The sequence below is a fragment of the Rahnella sp. CG8 genome, from assembly GCF_023701875.1.
Lineage (GTDB): Bacteria > Pseudomonadota > Gammaproteobacteria > Enterobacterales > Enterobacteriaceae > Rahnella > Rahnella aceris.
The window spans coordinates 39,777-57,535 of record NZ_JABAED010000016.1 but is presented as its reverse complement, the minus strand read 5'-3'; the positions used below and the strand labels follow the sequence as shown (position 1 = coordinate 57,535).

At 52.8% G+C, this 17,759-nt stretch carries 16 protein-coding genes; 15 read left to right on the top strand and 1 reads right to left on the bottom strand.

The window, feature by feature from the left end; translation table 11 throughout:
• Positions 1–13 precede the first annotated feature (13 nt).
• From cysN to rpoS, 11 genes are all read left to right on the top strand, one after another.
• Positions 14–1,441, top strand: coding sequence for a sulfate adenylyltransferase subunit CysN (cysN, locus tag HGO41_RS15890; protein WP_013574009.1), 1,428 nt, complete (start codon positions 14–16; stop codon positions 1,439–1,441).
• A 1-nt stretch (position 1,442) separates the two neighbouring features.
• Entirely contained in the window at positions 1,443–2,066 is a 624-nt protein-coding gene (gene cysC / locus HGO41_RS15885; protein WP_013574010.1) for an adenylyl-sulfate kinase, read from the top strand.
• A gap of 59 nt (positions 2,067–2,125) precedes the next feature.
• Positions 2,126–2,506, top strand: coding sequence for a DUF3561 family protein (locus HGO41_RS15880; protein WP_013574011.1), 381 nt, complete (start codon positions 2,126–2,128; stop codon positions 2,504–2,506).
• A gap of 167 nt (positions 2,507–2,673) precedes the next feature.
• A complete protein-coding gene (ftsB, locus tag HGO41_RS15875) occupies positions 2,674–2,994 on the top strand; it encodes a cell division protein FtsB (protein ID WP_013574012.1) in 321 nt (106 codons plus the stop codon).
• 2 nt (positions 2,995–2,996) lie between these two features.
• The gene (gene ispD / locus HGO41_RS15870; protein ID WP_112152125.1) at positions 2,997–3,716 is read left to right on the top strand and encodes a 2-C-methyl-D-erythritol 4-phosphate cytidylyltransferase; all 720 of its coding nucleotides are present in this window, start codon (positions 2,997–2,999) and stop codon (positions 3,714–3,716) included.
• Entirely contained in the window at positions 3,716–4,189 is a 474-nt protein-coding gene (ispF, locus tag HGO41_RS15865; protein ID WP_013574014.1) for a 2-C-methyl-D-erythritol 2,4-cyclodiphosphate synthase, read from the top strand. The genes ispD and ispF overlap by 1 nt, the downstream gene beginning before the upstream one ends.
• Positions 4,190–4,211: 22 nt before the next feature.
• On the top strand, positions 4,212–5,258 hold the full coding sequence (gene truD, locus HGO41_RS15860; protein ID WP_162906091.1) for a tRNA pseudouridine(13) synthase TruD: 1,047 nt from the start codon (positions 4,212–4,214) through the stop codon (positions 5,256–5,258).
• Positions 5,239–6,003 (top strand): 5'/3'-nucleotidase SurE, encoded by a 765-nt coding sequence (gene surE / locus HGO41_RS15855; protein WP_013574016.1) that lies wholly within the window; start codon positions 5,239–5,241, stop codon positions 6,001–6,003. Before truD ends, surE begins: the two co-directional genes overlap by 20 nt.
• Positions 5,993–6,619 (top strand): protein-L-isoaspartate(D-aspartate) O-methyltransferase, encoded by a 627-nt coding sequence (locus tag HGO41_RS15850; protein WP_013574017.1) that lies wholly within the window; start codon positions 5,993–5,995, stop codon positions 6,617–6,619. Before surE ends, HGO41_RS15850 begins: the two co-directional genes overlap by 11 nt.
• Before the next feature lie 242 nt (positions 6,620–6,861).
• Positions 6,862–7,884 (top strand): murein hydrolase activator NlpD, encoded by a 1,023-nt coding sequence (gene nlpD / locus HGO41_RS15845; protein WP_013574018.1) that lies wholly within the window; start codon positions 6,862–6,864, stop codon positions 7,882–7,884.
• A gap of 51 nt (positions 7,885–7,935) precedes the next feature.
• Positions 7,936–8,922 (top strand): RNA polymerase sigma factor RpoS, encoded by a 987-nt coding sequence (gene rpoS, locus HGO41_RS15840; protein WP_013574019.1) that lies wholly within the window; start codon positions 7,936–7,938, stop codon positions 8,920–8,922.
• Positions 8,923–9,020: 98 nt separating this feature from the next.
• Here the strand turns inward: rpoS and mutS are convergent, their stop codons facing one another.
• A complete protein-coding gene (gene mutS, locus HGO41_RS15835; protein ID WP_013574020.1) occupies positions 9,021–11,576 on the bottom strand; it encodes a DNA mismatch repair protein MutS in 2,556 nt (851 codons plus the stop codon).
• A 423-nt stretch (positions 11,577–11,999) separates the two neighbouring features.
• On the opposite strand from mutS, the gene HGO41_RS15830 reads away from it, so the two are divergent.
• The 4 genes from HGO41_RS15830 to recA all read left to right on the top strand — a co-directional run bounded on the left by HGO41_RS15830 (position 12,000) and on the right by recA (position 17,745).
• Positions 12,000–14,660: a hypothetical protein gene (locus HGO41_RS15830; protein ID WP_250981208.1), complete on the top strand. Its 2,661-nt coding sequence runs from the start codon at positions 12,000–12,002 to the stop codon at positions 14,658–14,660.
• 153 nt (positions 14,661–14,813) lie between these two features.
• Positions 14,814–15,917: a lytic murein transglycosylase B gene (gene mltB / locus HGO41_RS15825; RefSeq protein ID WP_013574022.1), complete on the top strand. Its 1,104-nt coding sequence runs from the start codon at positions 14,814–14,816 to the stop codon at positions 15,915–15,917.
• Positions 15,918–16,078: 161 nt separating this feature from the next.
• A complete protein-coding gene (pncC, locus tag HGO41_RS15820) occupies positions 16,079–16,573 on the top strand; it encodes a nicotinamide-nucleotide amidase (RefSeq protein ID WP_013574023.1) in 495 nt (164 codons plus the stop codon).
• A 107-nt stretch (positions 16,574–16,680) separates the two neighbouring features.
• A complete protein-coding gene (gene recA / locus HGO41_RS15815) occupies positions 16,681–17,745 on the top strand; it encodes a recombinase RecA (RefSeq protein ID WP_013574024.1) in 1,065 nt (354 codons plus the stop codon).
• Positions 17,746–17,759 lie beyond the last annotated feature (14 nt).

Below are 17,759 nucleotides of genomic sequence, written 5' to 3'. Positions count from 1 at the left end.
GGAGCCGCAGCTAATGAATAACGCAATTGCACAACAAATCGCGGAGCAGGGTGGCGTTGAAGCTTACCTGCACGCTCAGCAACACAAAAGCCTGCTGCGCTTTCTGACCTGCGGCAGCGTCGATGACGGCAAAAGCACCCTGATCGGGCGCCTGCTGCATGACACCCGTCAGATCTACGAAGATCAGCTGTCTTCTCTGCATAACGACAGTAAACGTCACGGCACCCAGGGCGAGAAACTGGATCTGGCACTGCTGGTGGATGGCTTACAGGCCGAACGCGAACAGGGCATTACTATCGATGTGGCTTACCGTTATTTCTCTACCGAGAAACGTAAGTTCATCATTGCGGACACGCCGGGGCACGAACAGTACACCCGCAATATGGCGACCGGTGCATCGACCTGTGATCTGGCGATTCTGTTGATCGACGCCCGTAAAGGTGTGCTGGATCAAACCCGTCGCCACAGCTTTATTGCGACCTTGCTCGGGATCCGCCATCTGGTGGTGGCCGTCAACAAAATGGATCTGGTGGATTACAGCGAAGCGGTATTCGAGCAGTTTAAACAGGATTATCTGGATTTCGCGCAGCAACTGCCGACCGATCTGGACATCAAATTTGTGCCGCTTTCCGCGCTGGAAGGCGACAACGTTGCCACACCAAGCGAGAAAATGAACTGGTACACCGGCCCGACGTTGCTCGACGTGCTGGAAACGGTAAACATTATTAACATTCGTGAACAGCAACCGATGCGCTTCCCGGTGCAGTACGTTAACCGCCCGAATCTTGATTTCCGTGGCTATGCGGGAACGCTGGCATCCGGTTCTGTCCGTGTCGGTCAGAAGGTGAAAGTATTGCCATCCGGTGTGGAATCTACCGTGGCACGCATTGTGACCTTTGACGGTGATTTGCAGGAAGCCTGGGCGGGCGACGCGATTACGCTGGTGCTGGCCGATGAGCGTGATATCAGCCGTGGCGACACGCTGGTCGATGCAGAAGAAACGGTTAAACCGGTACAAAATGCCAAAGTCGATGTGGTGTGGATGGCCGAGCAACCACTGAGCGTCGGCCAGAGTTACGACATCAAAGTCGGCGGCAAGAAAGCCCGTGCGCGTGTGGAAAATATCGAATATCAGGTGGAAATTAACTCGCTGACGCAGCGTGTGGTAGAAAACCTGCCACTGAATGGTATCGGACTGGTGGAACTGGCCTTCGACGAACCACTGGTGCTGGATAACTATCAGAGCAACGCGGTGACCGGCGGCATGATCTTTATCGATCGGCTGACCAACGTTACCGTGGGTGCTGGTCTGGTACGTGAAGCCATTGAACAGGTATATCAGGAATCGGATAAATACAGCGCATTTGAGCTGGAACTGAACAGCCTGGTTCGACGTCACTTCCCGCACTGGGGTGCGCGCGACCTGCTGGGTGGCAAATAAGATGGCGTCACAAGACAGCACTTTTTTAAAAGATGAGAATGTTGTCTGGCATCCGCACACGGTGACTCGTGCGGATCGCGAAAAGCAACATGGCCATCGTGGTGCGGTGCTGTGGTTCACCGGGCTTTCTGGCTCGGGGAAATCCACCGTGGCCGGTGCGCTTGAACAGGCGCTGTATGCGCAGGGCGTTAGCACTTATCTGCTCGATGGCGATAATGTCCGTCACGGACTGTGCCGTGATCTGGGCTTCACCGACGACGACCGGCGTGAAAACATCCGTCGCGTAGGTGAAGTGGCGAAACTGATGGTGGATGCCGGGCAGGTCGTGCTGACGGCGTTCATTTCACCTCACCGCGCCGAGCGTGAAATGGTGCGTGATTTGCTGGAAGACGGTCAGTTTATTGAAGTGTTTGTGGATACGCCGCTGGCTATCTGCGAGGCACGTGATCCGAAAGGTTTGTATAAAAAAGCCCGTGCGGGTGAACTGAAAAACTTCACCGGTATTGACTCAGAATATCAGCCACCGGAAACCCCGGATGTGCATCTTGATGGTGAACAATTGGTAACACAATTGGTGCCTCAATTATTAGAAGTGATGCGCCAGCGCGCTATTATCAATCCCTGAATGTTGCCGGCCAAACGTCACAGAGCGTGCCGGTTTACACTGAAATACAGGGATCATCTATGCAGGCGTTATTTAGCAGACTTGTCAGTCGGAACCGCGTGGATCGCACCGGGGAAATTACCCCCCGGACACGCGTGCCGATACCGGAAACCGACAGTGCAGACACCGAAGATCCTTCCTACTCCATGCAGGGCGGATTCATCGGGTTTGTCTTCTACTGGCTGGCGTTCGCGATCCCCTTCCTGGTTTACGGTTCAAATACCCTTTTTTTCCTGCTCTACACCTGGCCGTTCTTCCTGGCGCTGATGCCCGTTTCCGTCCTGATAGGCATTGCGTTCAGCACGTTCTTTGGCGGTGGCTGGTTTAAAACCTCTCTGGCCAGCGCGGTCTGCGTTATCGGCATGTTCTGGACAGTCTTCTCTTTCCTGTCTGGCTGGTGACTTTTCCTGGCGGTTTTCCCTGCAAATTCCCTTCACGATGTAACCCATTGTGTCATTCTCACCCTTAATTGCGTGCGTAAGTCTGATTCTCACCGGCTTTACCACTGCCACAGTGGAGTCAGAGGGAAAGTTGTGGGATGATTGTCCAGCTTTTTTAGGGGGCGGGGATGGGCAAACTAACACTGCTATTACTGATTTTACTTGGCTGGCTACAGTATTCGCTGTGGCTGGGTAAGAATGGTATTCACGATTATGTACGTGTAAACGATGACGTTCAGGTGCAACAAGTTAATAACGGCAAACTGAAATCACGTAATGATCAACTTTTCGCAGAAATCGACGATTTAAACGGCGGTCAGGAAGCGATCGAAGAACGCGCACGCAATGAACTGGGCATGATTAAACCCGGCGAGACTTTTTATCGTCTGGTGCCTGACAACAAACGTGCGCCTGGTAGCACCGTTTCGCAAAACAACCTGAATCAATAGCCATGAGCCATATCGCTGTTTCCCTTCCAGAGGTTATTGCCGTGTTACCGGCTGCCGGCATTGGCAGCCGTATGCAGGCAGAATGCCCCAAGCAATATCTTTCTATTGGCGGTAAGACGCTGATAGAACACTCAATTTTCGCTTTGCTGCAAAGCGGCAAAGTCAGTCAGGTTATCGTGGCATTAAGCCCGCACGATACGCAATTCGAACAACTTCCCATTGCCCGTGATCCGCGTATTCGCGTGGTTGCAGGCGGTGCGGAACGTGCTGAGTCGGTGATGGCCGGGCTGGATGTTGCCGGAGACAGCGGCTGGGTGTTGGTACATGATGCGGCGCGCCCGTGTCTGCATCCTGACGATCTCCATAATCTGCTGGCGATTGCCACCACCAGTAAAGTGGGCGGGATCCTTGCCGCCCCCGTGCGCGACACGATGAAGCGTGGTGAACCGGGCATTACAGCGATTGCACATACGGTCGATCGTCAGGACCTGTGGCATGCACTGACGCCGCAATTTTTCCCGCTCGAATTACTGAAAACCTGCCTGCGCCGTGCACTCAATGAAGGTGCGGTGGTCACAGATGAAGCCTCGGCAATGGAATATTGCGGTTTTCATCCTATGCTGATCCCGGCACGGGCCGATAATATTAAAGTCACAAGGCCAGAAGATCTGGCCCTGGCTGAATTCTATTTAACCCGCTTATCCCAGGAGGAGAACGCATAATGCGTATCGGTCACGGTTTTGATGTACATAAATTTGGCGGCGAAGGCCCGCTGGTGATCGGTGGTGTGCGTATCCCTTATCCGCAGGGTTTACTGGCGCATTCAGATGGTGATGTTGCCCTGCACGCGGCTACGGACGCACTGCTTGGTGCCGCTGCGCTGGGAGATATAGGTAAACTTTTCCCGGACACTGACCCGGCATTCAAAGGTGCTGACAGCCGCGAACTGCTGCGCGAAGCCTGGCGCCGTATCCGTGCAAAAGGCTACAAGCTGGGCAATCTGGATATCACGATCATCGCACAGGCACCGAAAATGGCTCCGCACATCCCGCAGATGCGCGTGTTTCTGGCAGAAGATCTGCAATGTCATATGGATGACGTCAACGTGAAAGCCACGACAACCGAACAGCTGGGCTTTACTGGCCGTGGCGAAGGTATTGCCTGCGAAGCCGTTGCTCTGCTGATTAAGGAATGATGTTGTGGAAGATTACCGCATGATAGATATGTCCCGTCTCACCTGGTTGCTGGGCGAGCCTGTTGCCACCGGCCTGCTGAAAGCCAATCCCGAAGACTTTATTGTCGAAGAGGATCTGGGTTTTGAGCCGGATGGCGAAGGTGAACATCTGTTGGTGCGGATCCGCAAAAATGGCTGTAACACGCAGTTTGTCGCGGAACAACTGGCGCGATTTGCCAAAGTGCATCCGCGCGATGTCAGTTATGCCGGTCTCAAAGACCGTCATGCCGTTACCGAACAATGGTTTTGCCTGCATCTGCCGGGCAAGACTGATCCCGATTTAAGCCAGTTTGATCTCGAAGGCTGCGAAGTTGTCCGCGCCTCACGCCATCGCAAAAAGATGCGTATCGGTACGCTGAAAGGCAACGCGTTTACGCTGGTGCTGCGTCAGGTAAGCGATATGGCTGATGTCGAGGCGCGTCTGGAAAAAATCACCCAACAGGGCGTACCGAACTATTTCGGCACTCAGCGTTTTGGCCGTGGTGGCAATAATCTGGTGCAGGCGAAACGCTGGGCAACCAATGAAGCCCGTCCGAAAGAACGCGCCAAACGCAGCTTCTATCTTTCCGCCAGCCGCAGTGCGATGTTCAATATCGTCGCCAGCCAGCGTCTGGCCGATGGCACCGTACGTCAGCCGATGCTGGGCGATGCCCTGCAACTGAATGGCCGTGGCAGTTGGTTTGTGGCGAAAGCCGAAGAGTTCGAATCGCTGCTACCGCGCGTTGAAAACGGTGAATTGCTGGTAACCGCACCATTGCCGGGAGATGGCCCGCTGGGCACACTCGAAGACGCTGAAGCCTATGAGCTGGCCTGTCTGAATGGTCAGGAGGATTTACTGTCGCTGCTTAACCGTGAGAGGGTCGAACCGGCACGTCGTGCCATCATGCTGCAACCTTTGCAGATGCAATGGCAGCGCTGGGATGATGTTACTCTGGAACTCAAATTCTGGTTACCGGCCGGCAGTTATGCCACCAGCGTGGTGCGTGAACTGATGAATCTGGATGAAAGTGATGCGGATATTACTGAGTAACGACGACGGCGTACTGGCTCCGGGTATACAGGCGCTGGCGTCAGCACTGCGTGAATTTGCTGACGTGACGCTGGTGGCCCCTGATCGTAACCGTAGCGGCGCATCTAATGCGTTGACGCTGGACGGCCCGTTGCGTATTCAGTCTTACCCTAACGGGGATACCGCCGTAATTAACGGTACGCCGACCGATTGTGTGTATCTTGGCGTGAATACGCTGATGCGCCCTAAGCCAGATATCGTGGTCTCTGGCATCAATGCGGGGCCGAATCTGGGTGACGACGTCATCTATTCCGGTACGGTTGCCGCCGCGATGGAAGGCCGCCATCTGGGCTTTCCCGCGCTGGCGGTCTCACTGGACGGCCATCAGCATTATGACACGGCGGCGATCATCACCTGTCGGATCCTCAGGGCTCTGGCGCGTGAGCCTTTGCGTACTGGCAAAATTCTGAATATTAACGTCCCGGATTTGCCACTTTCGCAGATCAAAGGGATCAAGGTGACGCGTTGCGGTAGCCGTCATCCGGCCGAGCAGGTATTTTGTCAGCAGGACCCGCGTGGTCAGGACTTGTACTGGATTGGCCCGCCGGGGGATAAATTTGATGTCGCACCTGATACTGATTTTGCTGCTGTCGCGCAAGGTTATGTTTCAGTGACGCCACTTCAGGTGGATTTAACCGCCTATGCGGCTCAGGATGTCGTGGTCTCATGGTTGGAAAAGGCCGGGGTGAGCGCGAATGGTGAATAAACCGATGTACAACCTGCTGGAACAACTTCGCCAGCAGGGCATTCATGATGAAAAACTGTTGCATGCCATAGAATCTGTGCCGCGTGAGCGTTTCGTGGATGAGGCATTTCAGCATAAAGCTTACGAAAACACTGCGTTGCCTATTGGCTCCGGTCAGACCATTTCTCAGCCTTATACCGTGGCGAGAATGACCGAGCTGCTGCGCCTTGAACCCTCTTCACGCGTGCTGGAAATTGGCACCGGGTCAGGCTATCAGACTGCGATTCTGGCACACCTGGTTGAACATGTTTTCTCGGTTGAGCGCATCAAAGGGTTGCAGTGGCAGGCCAAAAGACGCCTCAAGCAACTCGATTTGCATAATGTCTCCACCCGTCATGGTGACGGCTGGCAGGGCTGGCCTTCGCGTGGCCCGTTCGATGCCATTATTGTCACTGCTGCACCTCCTGAAATACCTCAAGATCTACTGCAACAACTCGATGATGGCGGCGTATTAATTCTGCCCGTGGGCGAAGAAAATCAAACATTGCAACGGGTCACACGACGTGGTGATGAGTTTGTTGCAGAGACTATCGAAGCCGTTCGTTTTGTCCCGCTGGTGAAAGGCGAGCTCGCCTGAAACCGGTGATAAGCCGATCCCAGCAGGACTAACCTCTTAAAATTTAAATACAACTGTTATATGGTGCTGTACTGGCGATGTTGATAGCATCCACTACAGTTTTTTATGGCACAGCGGCATTTGGGCAAAGGCCTGAATGAGCATGTTGCCTGCCCGCACCGTGTCTGATGACACGAAAAGCGCCAGCTGGCGCGGTGTGCGAGGTTAAAGAGATATTCTGAGATTGCCGTAACGGGGGAAATATGAGCACGGGAAGCCCAATAAAAACACTAAGCCGCATTGTAATGTGTACTTTTATCAGTGCCTGGATGGCGGGATGTACGAACAATTCAACGACATCTGCACCCATCAGCAGCGTTAATGGCGGCGGTGGCAGTGGCAATAGTAGTCAGAATACTCTGAATTCCACTCCGCAAATGGCGCCTGCTGTCGGCCCTGGCGGACACATTGTGTACAACCGCAGCTATAACTCAATCCCTAAGGGAAGTTACAGTGGCAGCACCTATCAGGTGAAGCGTGGCGACACTCTGTTTTATATTGCATGGATCACGGGCAATGACTTCCGCGACCTGGCCGCGCGCAATAATATCCCAGAGCCATACAGCCTCGAAGTTGGCCAGACAATCCAGATAAATAACGTCTCTTCCGCAGCAAGTACCGGGGGTGCGATAGCGGTCACAGATGCCACAAATGGCGGTGTTCCGAAAGTTCCAACCGGGGGCATGCTCACAGGTTCTGTGGTTGCATCTCAACCAACTACCACGTATTCTGATTCTTCTGGTAAACAGAATGTAGGCAAGATGTTGCCTTCATCAGGTGCAGTTACTACCACCACAACACCTGTTGCTGTAGCCAGCACTCCCGTCGCCACATCTACAAATAATGGCGGTCCGGTTTCCTCCTGGAAATGGCCGACTGACGGGAAAATTATCGATAATTTCTCAGCTTCTGAAGGGGGAAATAAGGGGATCGATATTGCTGGTTCGCGTGGACAGTCTGTCGTAGCAACCGCCTCGGGGCGTGTGGTCTACGCCGGTAATGCTCTTCGCGGTTACGGTAATCTGATCATCATCAAACACAATGATGATTACCTGAGCGCCTATGCACATAACGATACAATGCTGGTCCGGGAACAACAAGAAGTGCAGGCGGGTCAAAAAATAGCGACTATGGGTAGCACCGGAACCAGTTCAGTAAGATTGCATTTTGAAATTCGTTACAAGGGGAAATCCGTAAACCCGCTGCGTTATCTTCCGCAGCGATAAATCGGGGCAGAGCATCGATTCTGCCCTCGGGACCACGGGTAGGAGCAGCTTATGAGTCAGAATACGCTGAAAGTTAACGAGTTACATGATGATGTAGATTTCGATGAGAACAGCGCTGAAGCCTTTGACGAGAAAGCAATAGTCGAAGAGACTGCCGACAACGATGCTGAAGAAGAATTGTTGTCGCAGACTGTAAGCCAACGAGTGCTGGATGCCACTCAACTGTACCTCGGTGAAATCGGTTATTCCCCTCTGCTTACCGCAGAAGAGGAAGTTTATTTCGCACGACGCGCGCTGCGGGGAGATGTTCCTTCCCGCCGCCGTATGATTGAAAGTAATCTGCGTTTGGTGGTTAAAATTGCCCGCCGCTACAGTAACCGCGGTCTGGCACTGCTGGATTTGATCGAGGAAGGTAACCTGGGTCTGATCCGTGCGGTTGAAAAATTCGACCCTGAGCGCGGCTTCCGTTTCTCTACCTATGCAACATGGTGGATCCGTCAGACAATCGAACGGGCGATTATGAATCAAACCCGTACTATTCGTCTGCCGATTCATATCGTTAAAGAACTGAACGTTTACCTGCGTACCGCACGTGAACTTGCACATAAACTGGACCATGAACCGAGCGCTGAAGAGATTGCTGAGCAACTCGACAAACCGGTACATGACGTCAGCCGTATGTTGCGCCTGAATGAACGCATCACTTCTGTAGACACCCCATTGGGTGGTGACTCAGAGAAAGCGTTGTTAGATATTCTGGCGGATGAAAAAGACAACGGCCCGGAAGACACCACACAAGACGACGATATGAAACAGAGTATCGTGAAGTGGTTATTCGAGTTGAATGCAAAACAGCGTGAAGTGCTGGCGCGTCGTTTTGGCCTGTTAGGCTATGAAGCGGCAACGCTGGAAGATGTGGGCCGCGAAATTGGTCTGACACGTGAACGTGTTCGTCAGATTCAGGTAGAAGGTTTGCGTCGCCTGCGTGAAATCCTGCAGGGGCAAGGACTGAGTATCGAAGCACTTTTCCGTGAGTAAATAACTCACAGGCAATTGCCACAATATGCAGCATCCAATAAAAACGGTGGGTTAATCCCCACCGTTTTTTTATGCATCCGGTTCAGTTCAGCGGACGTTTACACCATATCTTTCAGACGATAGATCCATTCCAGCGCCTGACGTGGCGATAAAGAATCTGCATCCAGTGACTCCAGTGCCTCAACTGCCGGAGACACTTCTTCGGTCAGTAAAGCCAGTTGCGGACCGTCAACTTTGCTGGCGGCAGCGTTGTTCGACAACGTTTCCAGCTCTTTCAGTTTCTGACGGGCGCGCTTAATCACATCACGTGGCACACCAGCCAGTGCGGCAACGGCCAGACCATAACTCTTGCTGGCGGCGCCATCCTGTACGCTGTGCATAAACGCGATAGTGTCGCCGTGTTCGATAGCATCCAGATGCACGTTGACGGTGCCTTCCATTTTTTCCGGCAGGGTGGTCAGCTCGAAATAATGGGTGGCGAACAACGTCATGGCTTTAATACGGCTGGCGAGGTTTTCCGCACATGCCCATGCCAGCGACAAACCATCGTACGTTGATGTCCCGCGCCCGATTTCATCCATCAGCACCAGGCTGTTTTCGGTCGCGTTGTGCAGGATATTCGCCGTCTCTGTCATTTCCACCATAAAGGTCGAACGCCCGGAAGCCAGATCGTCCGCGGCACCGACACGGGTGAAGATGCGATCCACCGGCCCGATGACAGCGGCTTCCGCCGGTACATAGCTGCCGATATGCGCCATCAGAACAATCAGTGCTGCCTGGCGCATATAGGTACTTTTACCGCCCATGTTCGGACCGGTGATAATAAGCATCCGTCGCGCCGGGGACATGTTCAGCGGGTTAGAAATAAACGGTTCACTTAGCACCTGCTCAACCACCGGATGGCGACCGCCGGTAATATTAATACCCGGTTTTTCACTCATGGTCGGACAGGCGTAATTGAGCGTGTAAGCACGTTCCGCCAGATTGCTCAGCACATCCAGTTCGGCCAGTGCACTGGCGCTTTGCTGTAATGCAGACAGGTGCGGCATCAGCAAATCGAACAACTCTTCGTACAGCGCCTTTTCCAGAGACAAGGCTTTACCTTTGGAGGTCAGCACCTTGTCTTCGTACTCTTTCAGCTCAGGAATGATGTAGCGCTCGGCATTTTTCAGCGTCTGGCGACGGACGTAATGAATCGGCACCAGATGGCTCTGCCCACGGCTGACCTGAATGTAATAACCGTGAACGCCGTTGAAACCGACTTTCAGCGTATCCAGCCCCAGCTTTTCACGTTCGCGGATCTCCAGACGATCGAGATAATCCGTCGCGCCGTCTGCCAGCGCACGCCATTCATCCAGCTCAGCGTTGTAACCTGGTGCGATTACGCCACCGTCACGCACCAGAACCGGCGGGCTTTCGATCACAGCGCGTTCAAGCAGTTCCACCAGTTCGGTAAAGTCACCGGTTTGCTCCACCAGCGTTTTCACATGAGCGGCTTCGGTTCCCTGCAAGATCTCGCGGATTTCCGGCAGTTGCTGCATGGCATGACGCATACGGGCCAGATCACGCGGACGTGCGCTGCGCAGTGCCAGACGTGCCAGAATACGCTCGAGGTCGCCGACCTGACGCAGCACCGGCTGTAAATCGGCGGTGATATCCTGTAACGCACCAATCGCCTGCTGACGATGCGTCAGCAGTTTGATATCGCGGCTCGGCATGTGGATCCAGCGCTTGAGCATGCGGCTGCCCATCGGCGTTACGGCCTGATCCAGCACTGCCGCCAGCGTGTTCTCTACACCACCCGCCAGATTTTGCGTCAGCTCCAGATTACGGCGCGTGGCCGCATCCATAATAATCCCATCCTGCTGGCGCTCCATGGTGACGCCACGGATATGCGGCAGGGCGGTGCGCTGGGTATCTTTAACGTATTGCAGCAGACAACCGGCAGCACGCAGCGCCTGAGCAGCCTGCTCAACGCCGAAGCCGCTCAGATCGCGGGTACCGAATTGCAGATTAAGCTGCTGTTTCGCGGTTTCCAGCTCGAATTCCCACATCGGACGGCGGCGCAGGCCACGGCGGGAGGAAATCAGCGACATGGCTTCAAAGCTTTCCGGGTAGAGTAATTCCGCCGGATTTGTGCGCTGTAATTCGGCTGCCATGGTTTCCAGATCGTCAGGCTGTGCGACGCGGAAACGGCCGGAACTGATATCCAGCGTGGCATAACCAAACCCGCGCCCGTCCTGCCAGATAGCCGCCAGCAGGTTATCATGACGCTCGCTCAGCAATGCTTCGTCACTGACGGTGCCCGGCGTGACGATGCGTACCACTTTGCGTTCAACCGGCCCTTTACTTAGGGCCGGGTCGCCAATTTGTTCAGCAATCGCGACGGATTCCCCTAGCTGGACCAGTTTCGCCAGATAACCTTCTACCGCATGATAAGGCACGCCCGCCATCGGGATCGGCTCACCGGCAGAAGCGCCGCGTTTGGTCAGGGAGATATCCATCAGCTGAGATGCGCGTTTCGCATCGTCATAAAACAGTTCGTAAAAGTCACCCATGCGATAGAACAGCAGAACTTCCGGGTTCTCAGCTTTCAGACGCAGATACTGCTGCATCATCGGGGTGTGGGCATCCAGGTTTACATTATTTGTCATAGACTTAATCTTTTTAATCCATTTTTCGACGCGATGGGTTTAAGGATTTTTTCTGTTGCGTATCTTAGCCCAGCGGGCAAGAAGCTGTCACAACTAAAAATGGAAAGCATCGCGCAAACCAGACATGTAACACCCCCTTCGTTTGCAGAGCGTAAAGGTCAGGGGATTTGAACATGTTGCAACGGGCGTAATAATAGAGTTTTTATTTTTTTGAGAATAATAATAAGGAGGTGATAATAATAAAAAACGTGCCGTTATATTAATGGGTTAGTTGTTCGTAATATTATTAATAATAAGTATATAAAATGAATTAAGTGTGGATATGAATGTTTTACTCCTCTGCTAGGGTGATGGCTGTTCCCGGATGATCTTATTAATACGGGATTTTTCCACGCTATTTATCCATCTTTGCGGAGAAGTATTATGCAATTGCAATTTAAATTAAACATGATCAACGATGCCTGGTATCCCACTCTCGATTTGAATGAGATTAAATCAACGTCTGGCGGCGCGGTTGATATTAAAGAAAAGTTAGTGATCGTATTTTCAGCACCCGGAAAAATAACTGCCGGTGATATTAATGTCGAAACCAATCCGTGGAAACCGCTCGGCACGAAAGTGGAATCCACGGAAGTTGGCGGCGGGATTTTTGATGTCAAAGTGACGATTGAGCCGACCGATGGACAGCCTGTGGGCGATGCCATTCAGAAAATTCATATGGGGCTGAACGTCTCCTCTGCGGATTCGCCTGCCTGGTCTGATTTCCGCGAAACCTTTGCGCTGGCCGCTGATGAAGAACCGGGTGTTACCGGTGAATTGTCGGTCAGTTGTCCGCCGTTGCCTGCCGGGCTGACAAATGCCGCACTCGAACTGCGTCTGGTGCGCGGCGATAAAACATTGCGCGTTTTGCCAGAGTTTGGTCACGTCTCTAAATTTTCCGTCAATGCGGGGAATTACAGTGTCTTTGCAGCAGAATTAAGCACGGAAGACGGTACTGTCCGCGTGCCTGTCAATCTCGGACAGACAGAAATCACCATTGATAAAGGCCGTACCACCTCGCTGGCCGTCACTTTCGGCGCTGTGGATCGCAGTACAACTATTGATGTGGCACTGAATTTTTCAGGCATTGCCGGTTTGCGCGATGAAGAGCTGACGCTGATTTGCAGCGAGAACGGCACAGATAAACTGAGCCTGCCAGTACGCTCCGGCCAGCAATATCGTCTGGAACATTTACCTGCTACCGGCTGCTTTGAAATCCGTATTGCCGATTTACGTCTGAACAATATTCATTATCTGTTTGATGATTACGACGGTCAGTTCGACGGCCAGTATCACAGTATTAACTTCACTCAGGCGCAGGTCAGCCAGCGTGGTGATTCACAGCCAAATGCTGCGAAGCTGACGGTCAGTGTGAAAGCGGAAAGCGCGGTCAGTAAATCCATTTCCCTGCGACTGACAGACAATTCGGCTACACCTCGTCAGTACCGCTTCGATGCGATTGCCGCGCAAAATGGCAGCATTGAGCAGCCAGTTCTGGTTGTGCCGGGTTCTTATACCGTGGTCTCGGGAACCTTTATTCACAACGGCATCGTACATTACGTGGATGTCAGCCCTCAGCCGTTACTGGTCAGCGCGAATGCACCGGCACAGCTGAATGTGACGATTGTGAAAGGGGCGAATCTGCACGTGAAAGGTTTCCCTGAGTTCCTCACCTTTGGTGCCTGCGCCAATATGGTGCCGACTAACGTGGATGATTTTGCCGCGGCGCGTGTGTCTTCAATTTTCAAATATTCCGGTGATGACGGCATGGGCGATGCGGGCGATTATCTGTCACCGTCTAAAGAACCGACGCTGCAAATTATTAAAATGGCACGGGACGTCTCCGCCAAACTGAATGAACCCGTGTTGCCGCTGATGGTGTCTTACACCTGTAACTTATCATTGGGTGATGTGCCGAATATTATTGCTGATCCGGTACGCCATAAATTCAGCTTCGCCAACTTTATTCAGTCGTTGCAAATGGCGCAATCCCAGCAGGATGCGGAACATCCGGTACCAGCCGGGTATATTGTGAATCCGGATTATCTCGGCGAATGCCAGAAATACGGTTTCCTGCCAACGTATGAAATTCCGGTTCGTCAGCCTCTGAGCGAAGCACTTGCCCACCACAATGTGAATGTGCAGGTTCCGGCAGGCATCACCAATACCCTGAAAGGCTATATCCGGGCGGTAAACTGGCTGACGCGCGTGGTTGCGCCAGACGTCGTACTCGGCTGGCAGGTCAACCTGTGGGGAGTGGCAGGTTCGCAGTGGATTTATAAAGATTTCGTCTACGATGATGTTTTTGATGCCGCTGACGGGCAACATAAAAAAATGACGGTTGATCCGTTCACTGCGGGCAGACTGACGGCGCAATATGCATTGCTGGTCGGCGTGTTTGATGACATCGAATATATCCGTGCAGACGGTTCTCCTGACGTGGCGAAGGGCGCTGATTTTATGGCCGCTGACCGTTATGAGGCTGATGACTTCACTATCCGTTCATATGCCAATGGTTATTGTTATTCGCCATACGAATGGGAGCGTACGTTCGATTTCTGCGCATCCTTAAGTCGCCACCTGCGTCAACCGGTTCTGCCATGGCAGATCCCGGCCAGCCATCTGCCAACTTCCGCAGATGAGGTTAATGCTGATTTCAACACCCAGAACTGGGGCAGCGGCGGCAGCTACCTGATGGGGCATTCCGAAATTGGTGCCTCGGTGGATGCCATCCATGAACGCCTTCTGCCGCTGAAATTCGATGCCGCTTATGCCTCAATGATGGGCCACGACACCCGGGAACTGTTCTCCCGGCATTCATGGGATCTTTCCACACCTAAGTATCTGGATTTCCCGTCACGCGGTATTTTCCATGTCCACCTGGGCGGCGGAGCGACGACCGGGGTGATCAGCGGCGTGGGTGATGCCAGCAGCTGGATGCGCAACAAGCTGAAAGCTTATCGTGATAATCCGGTGAAATTTGAGGAAAGCAGTACGCTTAAATCAGGCAGCCAGTGGCGTTCCAAGACGCCGTCGGTGAAATAATTACGCAGTATTTTTAACACGTGCGGGTCCGTTACAGCGGGCCCGTCACTTAGAATTTTTGTGCCTTGTAAAGACGATGATTTTCAGTTTTTTCGGCTTTAATAATGCTCTACCATATCCGCACCTCTTTTATTGCATGGTTACGGATATCCGATGCGCCACCTGGCAGTCATTCTTCCCCTGGTTCTTACACTTTCTGCATGTAGCAGTAATAAGCCCGCACCTCAACCTGAAGGCCCGCGAAATCCTTTTTCCGATGGAAGAAATGCCAGTGCGAATACGGTTCCCGCTGGTGGTTTTCTGCTGCAGGCTGAGCACACCGGTGCCGTCCAGACCGGTGATTTCGCCTATGATCCGGCCATGAACCAGTTTGTTGACAAAATGGTGCGCGAGCACGGATTTGACCGTCAGCAATTGCATGATGTCCTGTCGCAAACCAAACGTCTGGGATTTGTATTACGACTGATGGATCAGCAGGCGCCATCTGGCCCGCCATCTACCGTGCCGAATGGCGCATGGAACCGCTATCGCAGCAAATTCATTACGCCGGATAACGTGCAAAACGGCGTAGTGTTCTGGAATCAGTATCAGGATGCGTTACAGCGTGCGGAGCAGGTTTACGGCGTGCCGCCGGAAATCATTGTCGGGATTATCGGTGTGGAAACCCGCTGGGGACGCGTAATGGGTAAAACCCGCATAATCGATGCGCTGGCGACCTTATCCTTTGCTTATCCGCGCCGGGCAGAATATTTCTCCGGCGAGCTGGAAACCTTCCTGCTGATGTCCCGCCGTGAAGGCGATGATCCGCTGAGTTTACGTGGTTCCTTTGCGGGTGCGATGGGCTACGGCCAGTTTATGCCATCCTCTTATAAGGACTACGCTGTAGACTTTAACGGTGATGGTCATGCCAACCTGTGGGATCCGATTGATGCCATCGGCAGTGTTGCCAATTATTTCAAGGCACACGGCTGGACGAAAGGCGCACCGATTGCGGTGCCGGCAGCAGGCCAGGCGCCTCTGCTGGAGAATGGCTTCAAAACCAAGTATCCGCTGTATACGCTCAAAGCAGCGGGGCTTAGCCCGCTGGGTTCACTGGGCAATTATCAGGAAGCCAGCTTGCTGCGCCTTGATATGGGCACTAATTACCAGTACTGGTACGGATTGCCGAATTTCTACACCATCACCCGCTACAACCACAGCGTGCATTATGCGATGGCGGTATGGCAACTGGGTGAAGCGGTGAAAGCCGCGCGCTAACGCCGGTGAGTTAATCTTTCATGAGGGCCGCAGATTGTGGCCCTTCTTTTTCTTTTTATTCCAATTCTGAATACATCGCGCAAAACGCTTCGACGGGACTCACAGACCGGAAGAGAAATGCTAACATCGGGTCAGTTTCAGATGACCCGCCAGGAGGGAGTATGAGCGAAAAACGTTTACATGAACTGAGTGTGGAAATCGGGGCGGCGCTGAAAGCGAAGGGATGGTGGGTAACCTGTGCGGAATCCTGTACCGGTGGCCTGATTGCCAAAGCGATTACCGATATTGCTGGAAGCTCCGCCTGGTTTGACCGCGGATTTGTCACTTACAGCAATGCGGCCAAGCATGAATTGCTGGGCGTTTCTGAAAGCACGCTTGAGCAATATGGCGCAGTGAGTGAGCAGGTGGTGCATGAAATGGCACTGGGCGTGTTACATGCGGCGGGTGCTGATGTGGCGGTTTCGGTCAGCGGTATCGCCGGCCCTGACGGGGGTTCTGCAGAAAAGCCTGTCGGCACTGTCTGGTTTGGATTTGCCGGAAAAGACGGACGGGTTCTGACCGCGAAACAGCAGTTTTCCGGCGATCGCGAAGCAGTGCGTTTGCAAGCTGCTGTTTTTTCGTTACAAACTGCATTGCGTGAGTTTATTAAAAATTAGGCTTGATACTGTATGAGCATACAGTATAATTACTGCCAATTACCTGTACATAAATTATATTCAGTGATGCAGGCGGGATGTTCCCCTGTATCAGACGAGGAGTAAAAATGGCTATTGATGAGAACAAGCAAAAAGCGTTAGCTGCAGCACTGGGCCAGATTGAAAAGCAATTCGGTAAAGGCTCCATCATGCGTCTGGGTGAAGATCGCTCTATGGACGTCGAAACGATCTCTACCGGCTCTTTGTCTTTGGATATCGCGTTAGGTGCTGGCGGCTTGCCAATGGGCCGTATCGTTGAAATTTATGGTCCGGAATCCTCCGGTAAAACCACGCTGACTCTGCAGGTTATCGCTGCTGCACAGCGTGAAGGCAAAACCTGTGCGTTCATCGATGCAGAACACGCGCTGGACCCTATCTACGCTAAAAAACTGGGCGTCGATATCGATAACCTGCTGTGTTCTCAGCCAGATACCGGTGAACAGGCTCTGGAAATCTGTGATGCGCTGACCCGTTCAGGCGCCGTTGACGTTATCATCGTTGACTCCGTTGCCGCACTGACGCCAAAAGCTGAAATCGAAGGCGAAATTGGTGACTCTCACATGGGCCTCGCAGCTCGTATGATGAGCCAGGCGATGCGTAAGCTTGCGGGTAACCTGAAAAACGCCAATACCCTGCTGATCTTCATCAACCAGATCCGTATGAAAATCGGTGTGATGTTCGGTAACCCGGAAACCACCACCGGCGGTAACGCCCTGAAATTCTATGCCTCTGTACGTCTGGATATCCGTCGTATCGGCGCTATCAAAGAAGGTGATGTGGTTGTCGGTAGTGAAACACGTGTGAAAGTCGTGAAGAACAAAATCGCCGCACCATTTAAACAAGCTGAATTCCAGATCCTGTACGGCGAAGGTATCAACATCAACGGCGAACTGATCGACCTGGGCGTTAAGCACAAACTGATCGAGAAAGCGGGTGCATGGTACAGTTACAACGGCGAGAAGATTGGTCAGGGTAAAGCGAACTCTTGTAACTACCTCAAAGAAAACCCGAAAGTTGCTGCTGAACTGGACAAAAAACTGCGTGATATGCTGCTGAGCGGCACCGGTGAATTGAGCGTTGCGACTACTGCTGAAGACGCTGACGACAACATGGAAACCAGCGAAGAGTTTTAATTTCGCGGTTGTCT

Excerpts from the sequence above, each read along its gene's own strand:
- cysN (WP_013574009.1), top strand. The coding sequence starts at position 14 with ATGAATAACGCAATTGCACAACAAATCGCGGAGCAGGGTGGCGTTGAA.
- cysC (WP_013574010.1), top strand. The coding sequence starts at position 1,443 with ATGGCGTCACAAGACAGCACTTTTTTAAAAGATGAGAATGTTGTCTGG.
- HGO41_RS15880 (WP_013574011.1), top strand. The coding sequence starts at position 2,126 with ATGCAGGCGTTATTTAGCAGACTTGTCAGTCGGAACCGCGTGGATCGC.
- ftsB (WP_013574012.1), top strand. The coding sequence starts at position 2,674 with ATGGGCAAACTAACACTGCTATTACTGATTTTACTTGGCTGGCTACAG.
- ispD (WP_112152125.1), top strand. The coding sequence starts at position 2,997 with ATGAGCCATATCGCTGTTTCCCTTCCAGAGGTTATTGCCGTGTTACCG.
- ispF (WP_013574014.1), top strand. The coding sequence starts at position 3,716 with ATGCGTATCGGTCACGGTTTTGATGTACATAAATTTGGCGGCGAAGGC.
- surE (WP_013574016.1), top strand. The coding sequence starts at position 5,239 with ATGCGGATATTACTGAGTAACGACGACGGCGTACTGGCTCCGGGTATA.
- HGO41_RS15850 (WP_013574017.1), top strand. The coding sequence starts at position 5,993 with ATGGTGAATAAACCGATGTACAACCTGCTGGAACAACTTCGCCAGCAG.
- nlpD (WP_013574018.1), top strand. The coding sequence starts at position 6,862 with ATGAGCACGGGAAGCCCAATAAAAACACTAAGCCGCATTGTAATGTGT.
- rpoS (WP_013574019.1), top strand. The coding sequence starts at position 7,936 with ATGAGTCAGAATACGCTGAAAGTTAACGAGTTACATGATGATGTAGAT.
- mutS (WP_013574020.1), bottom strand. The coding sequence starts at position 11,576 with ATGACAAATAATGTAAACCTGGATGCCCACACCCCGATGATGCAGCAG.
- HGO41_RS15830 (WP_250981208.1), top strand. The coding sequence starts at position 12,000 with ATGCAATTGCAATTTAAATTAAACATGATCAACGATGCCTGGTATCCC.
- mltB (WP_013574022.1), top strand. The coding sequence starts at position 14,814 with ATGCGCCACCTGGCAGTCATTCTTCCCCTGGTTCTTACACTTTCTGCA.
- pncC (WP_013574023.1), top strand. The coding sequence starts at position 16,079 with ATGAGCGAAAAACGTTTACATGAACTGAGTGTGGAAATCGGGGCGGCG.
- recA (WP_013574024.1), top strand. The coding sequence starts at position 16,681 with ATGGCTATTGATGAGAACAAGCAAAAAGCGTTAGCTGCAGCACTGGGC.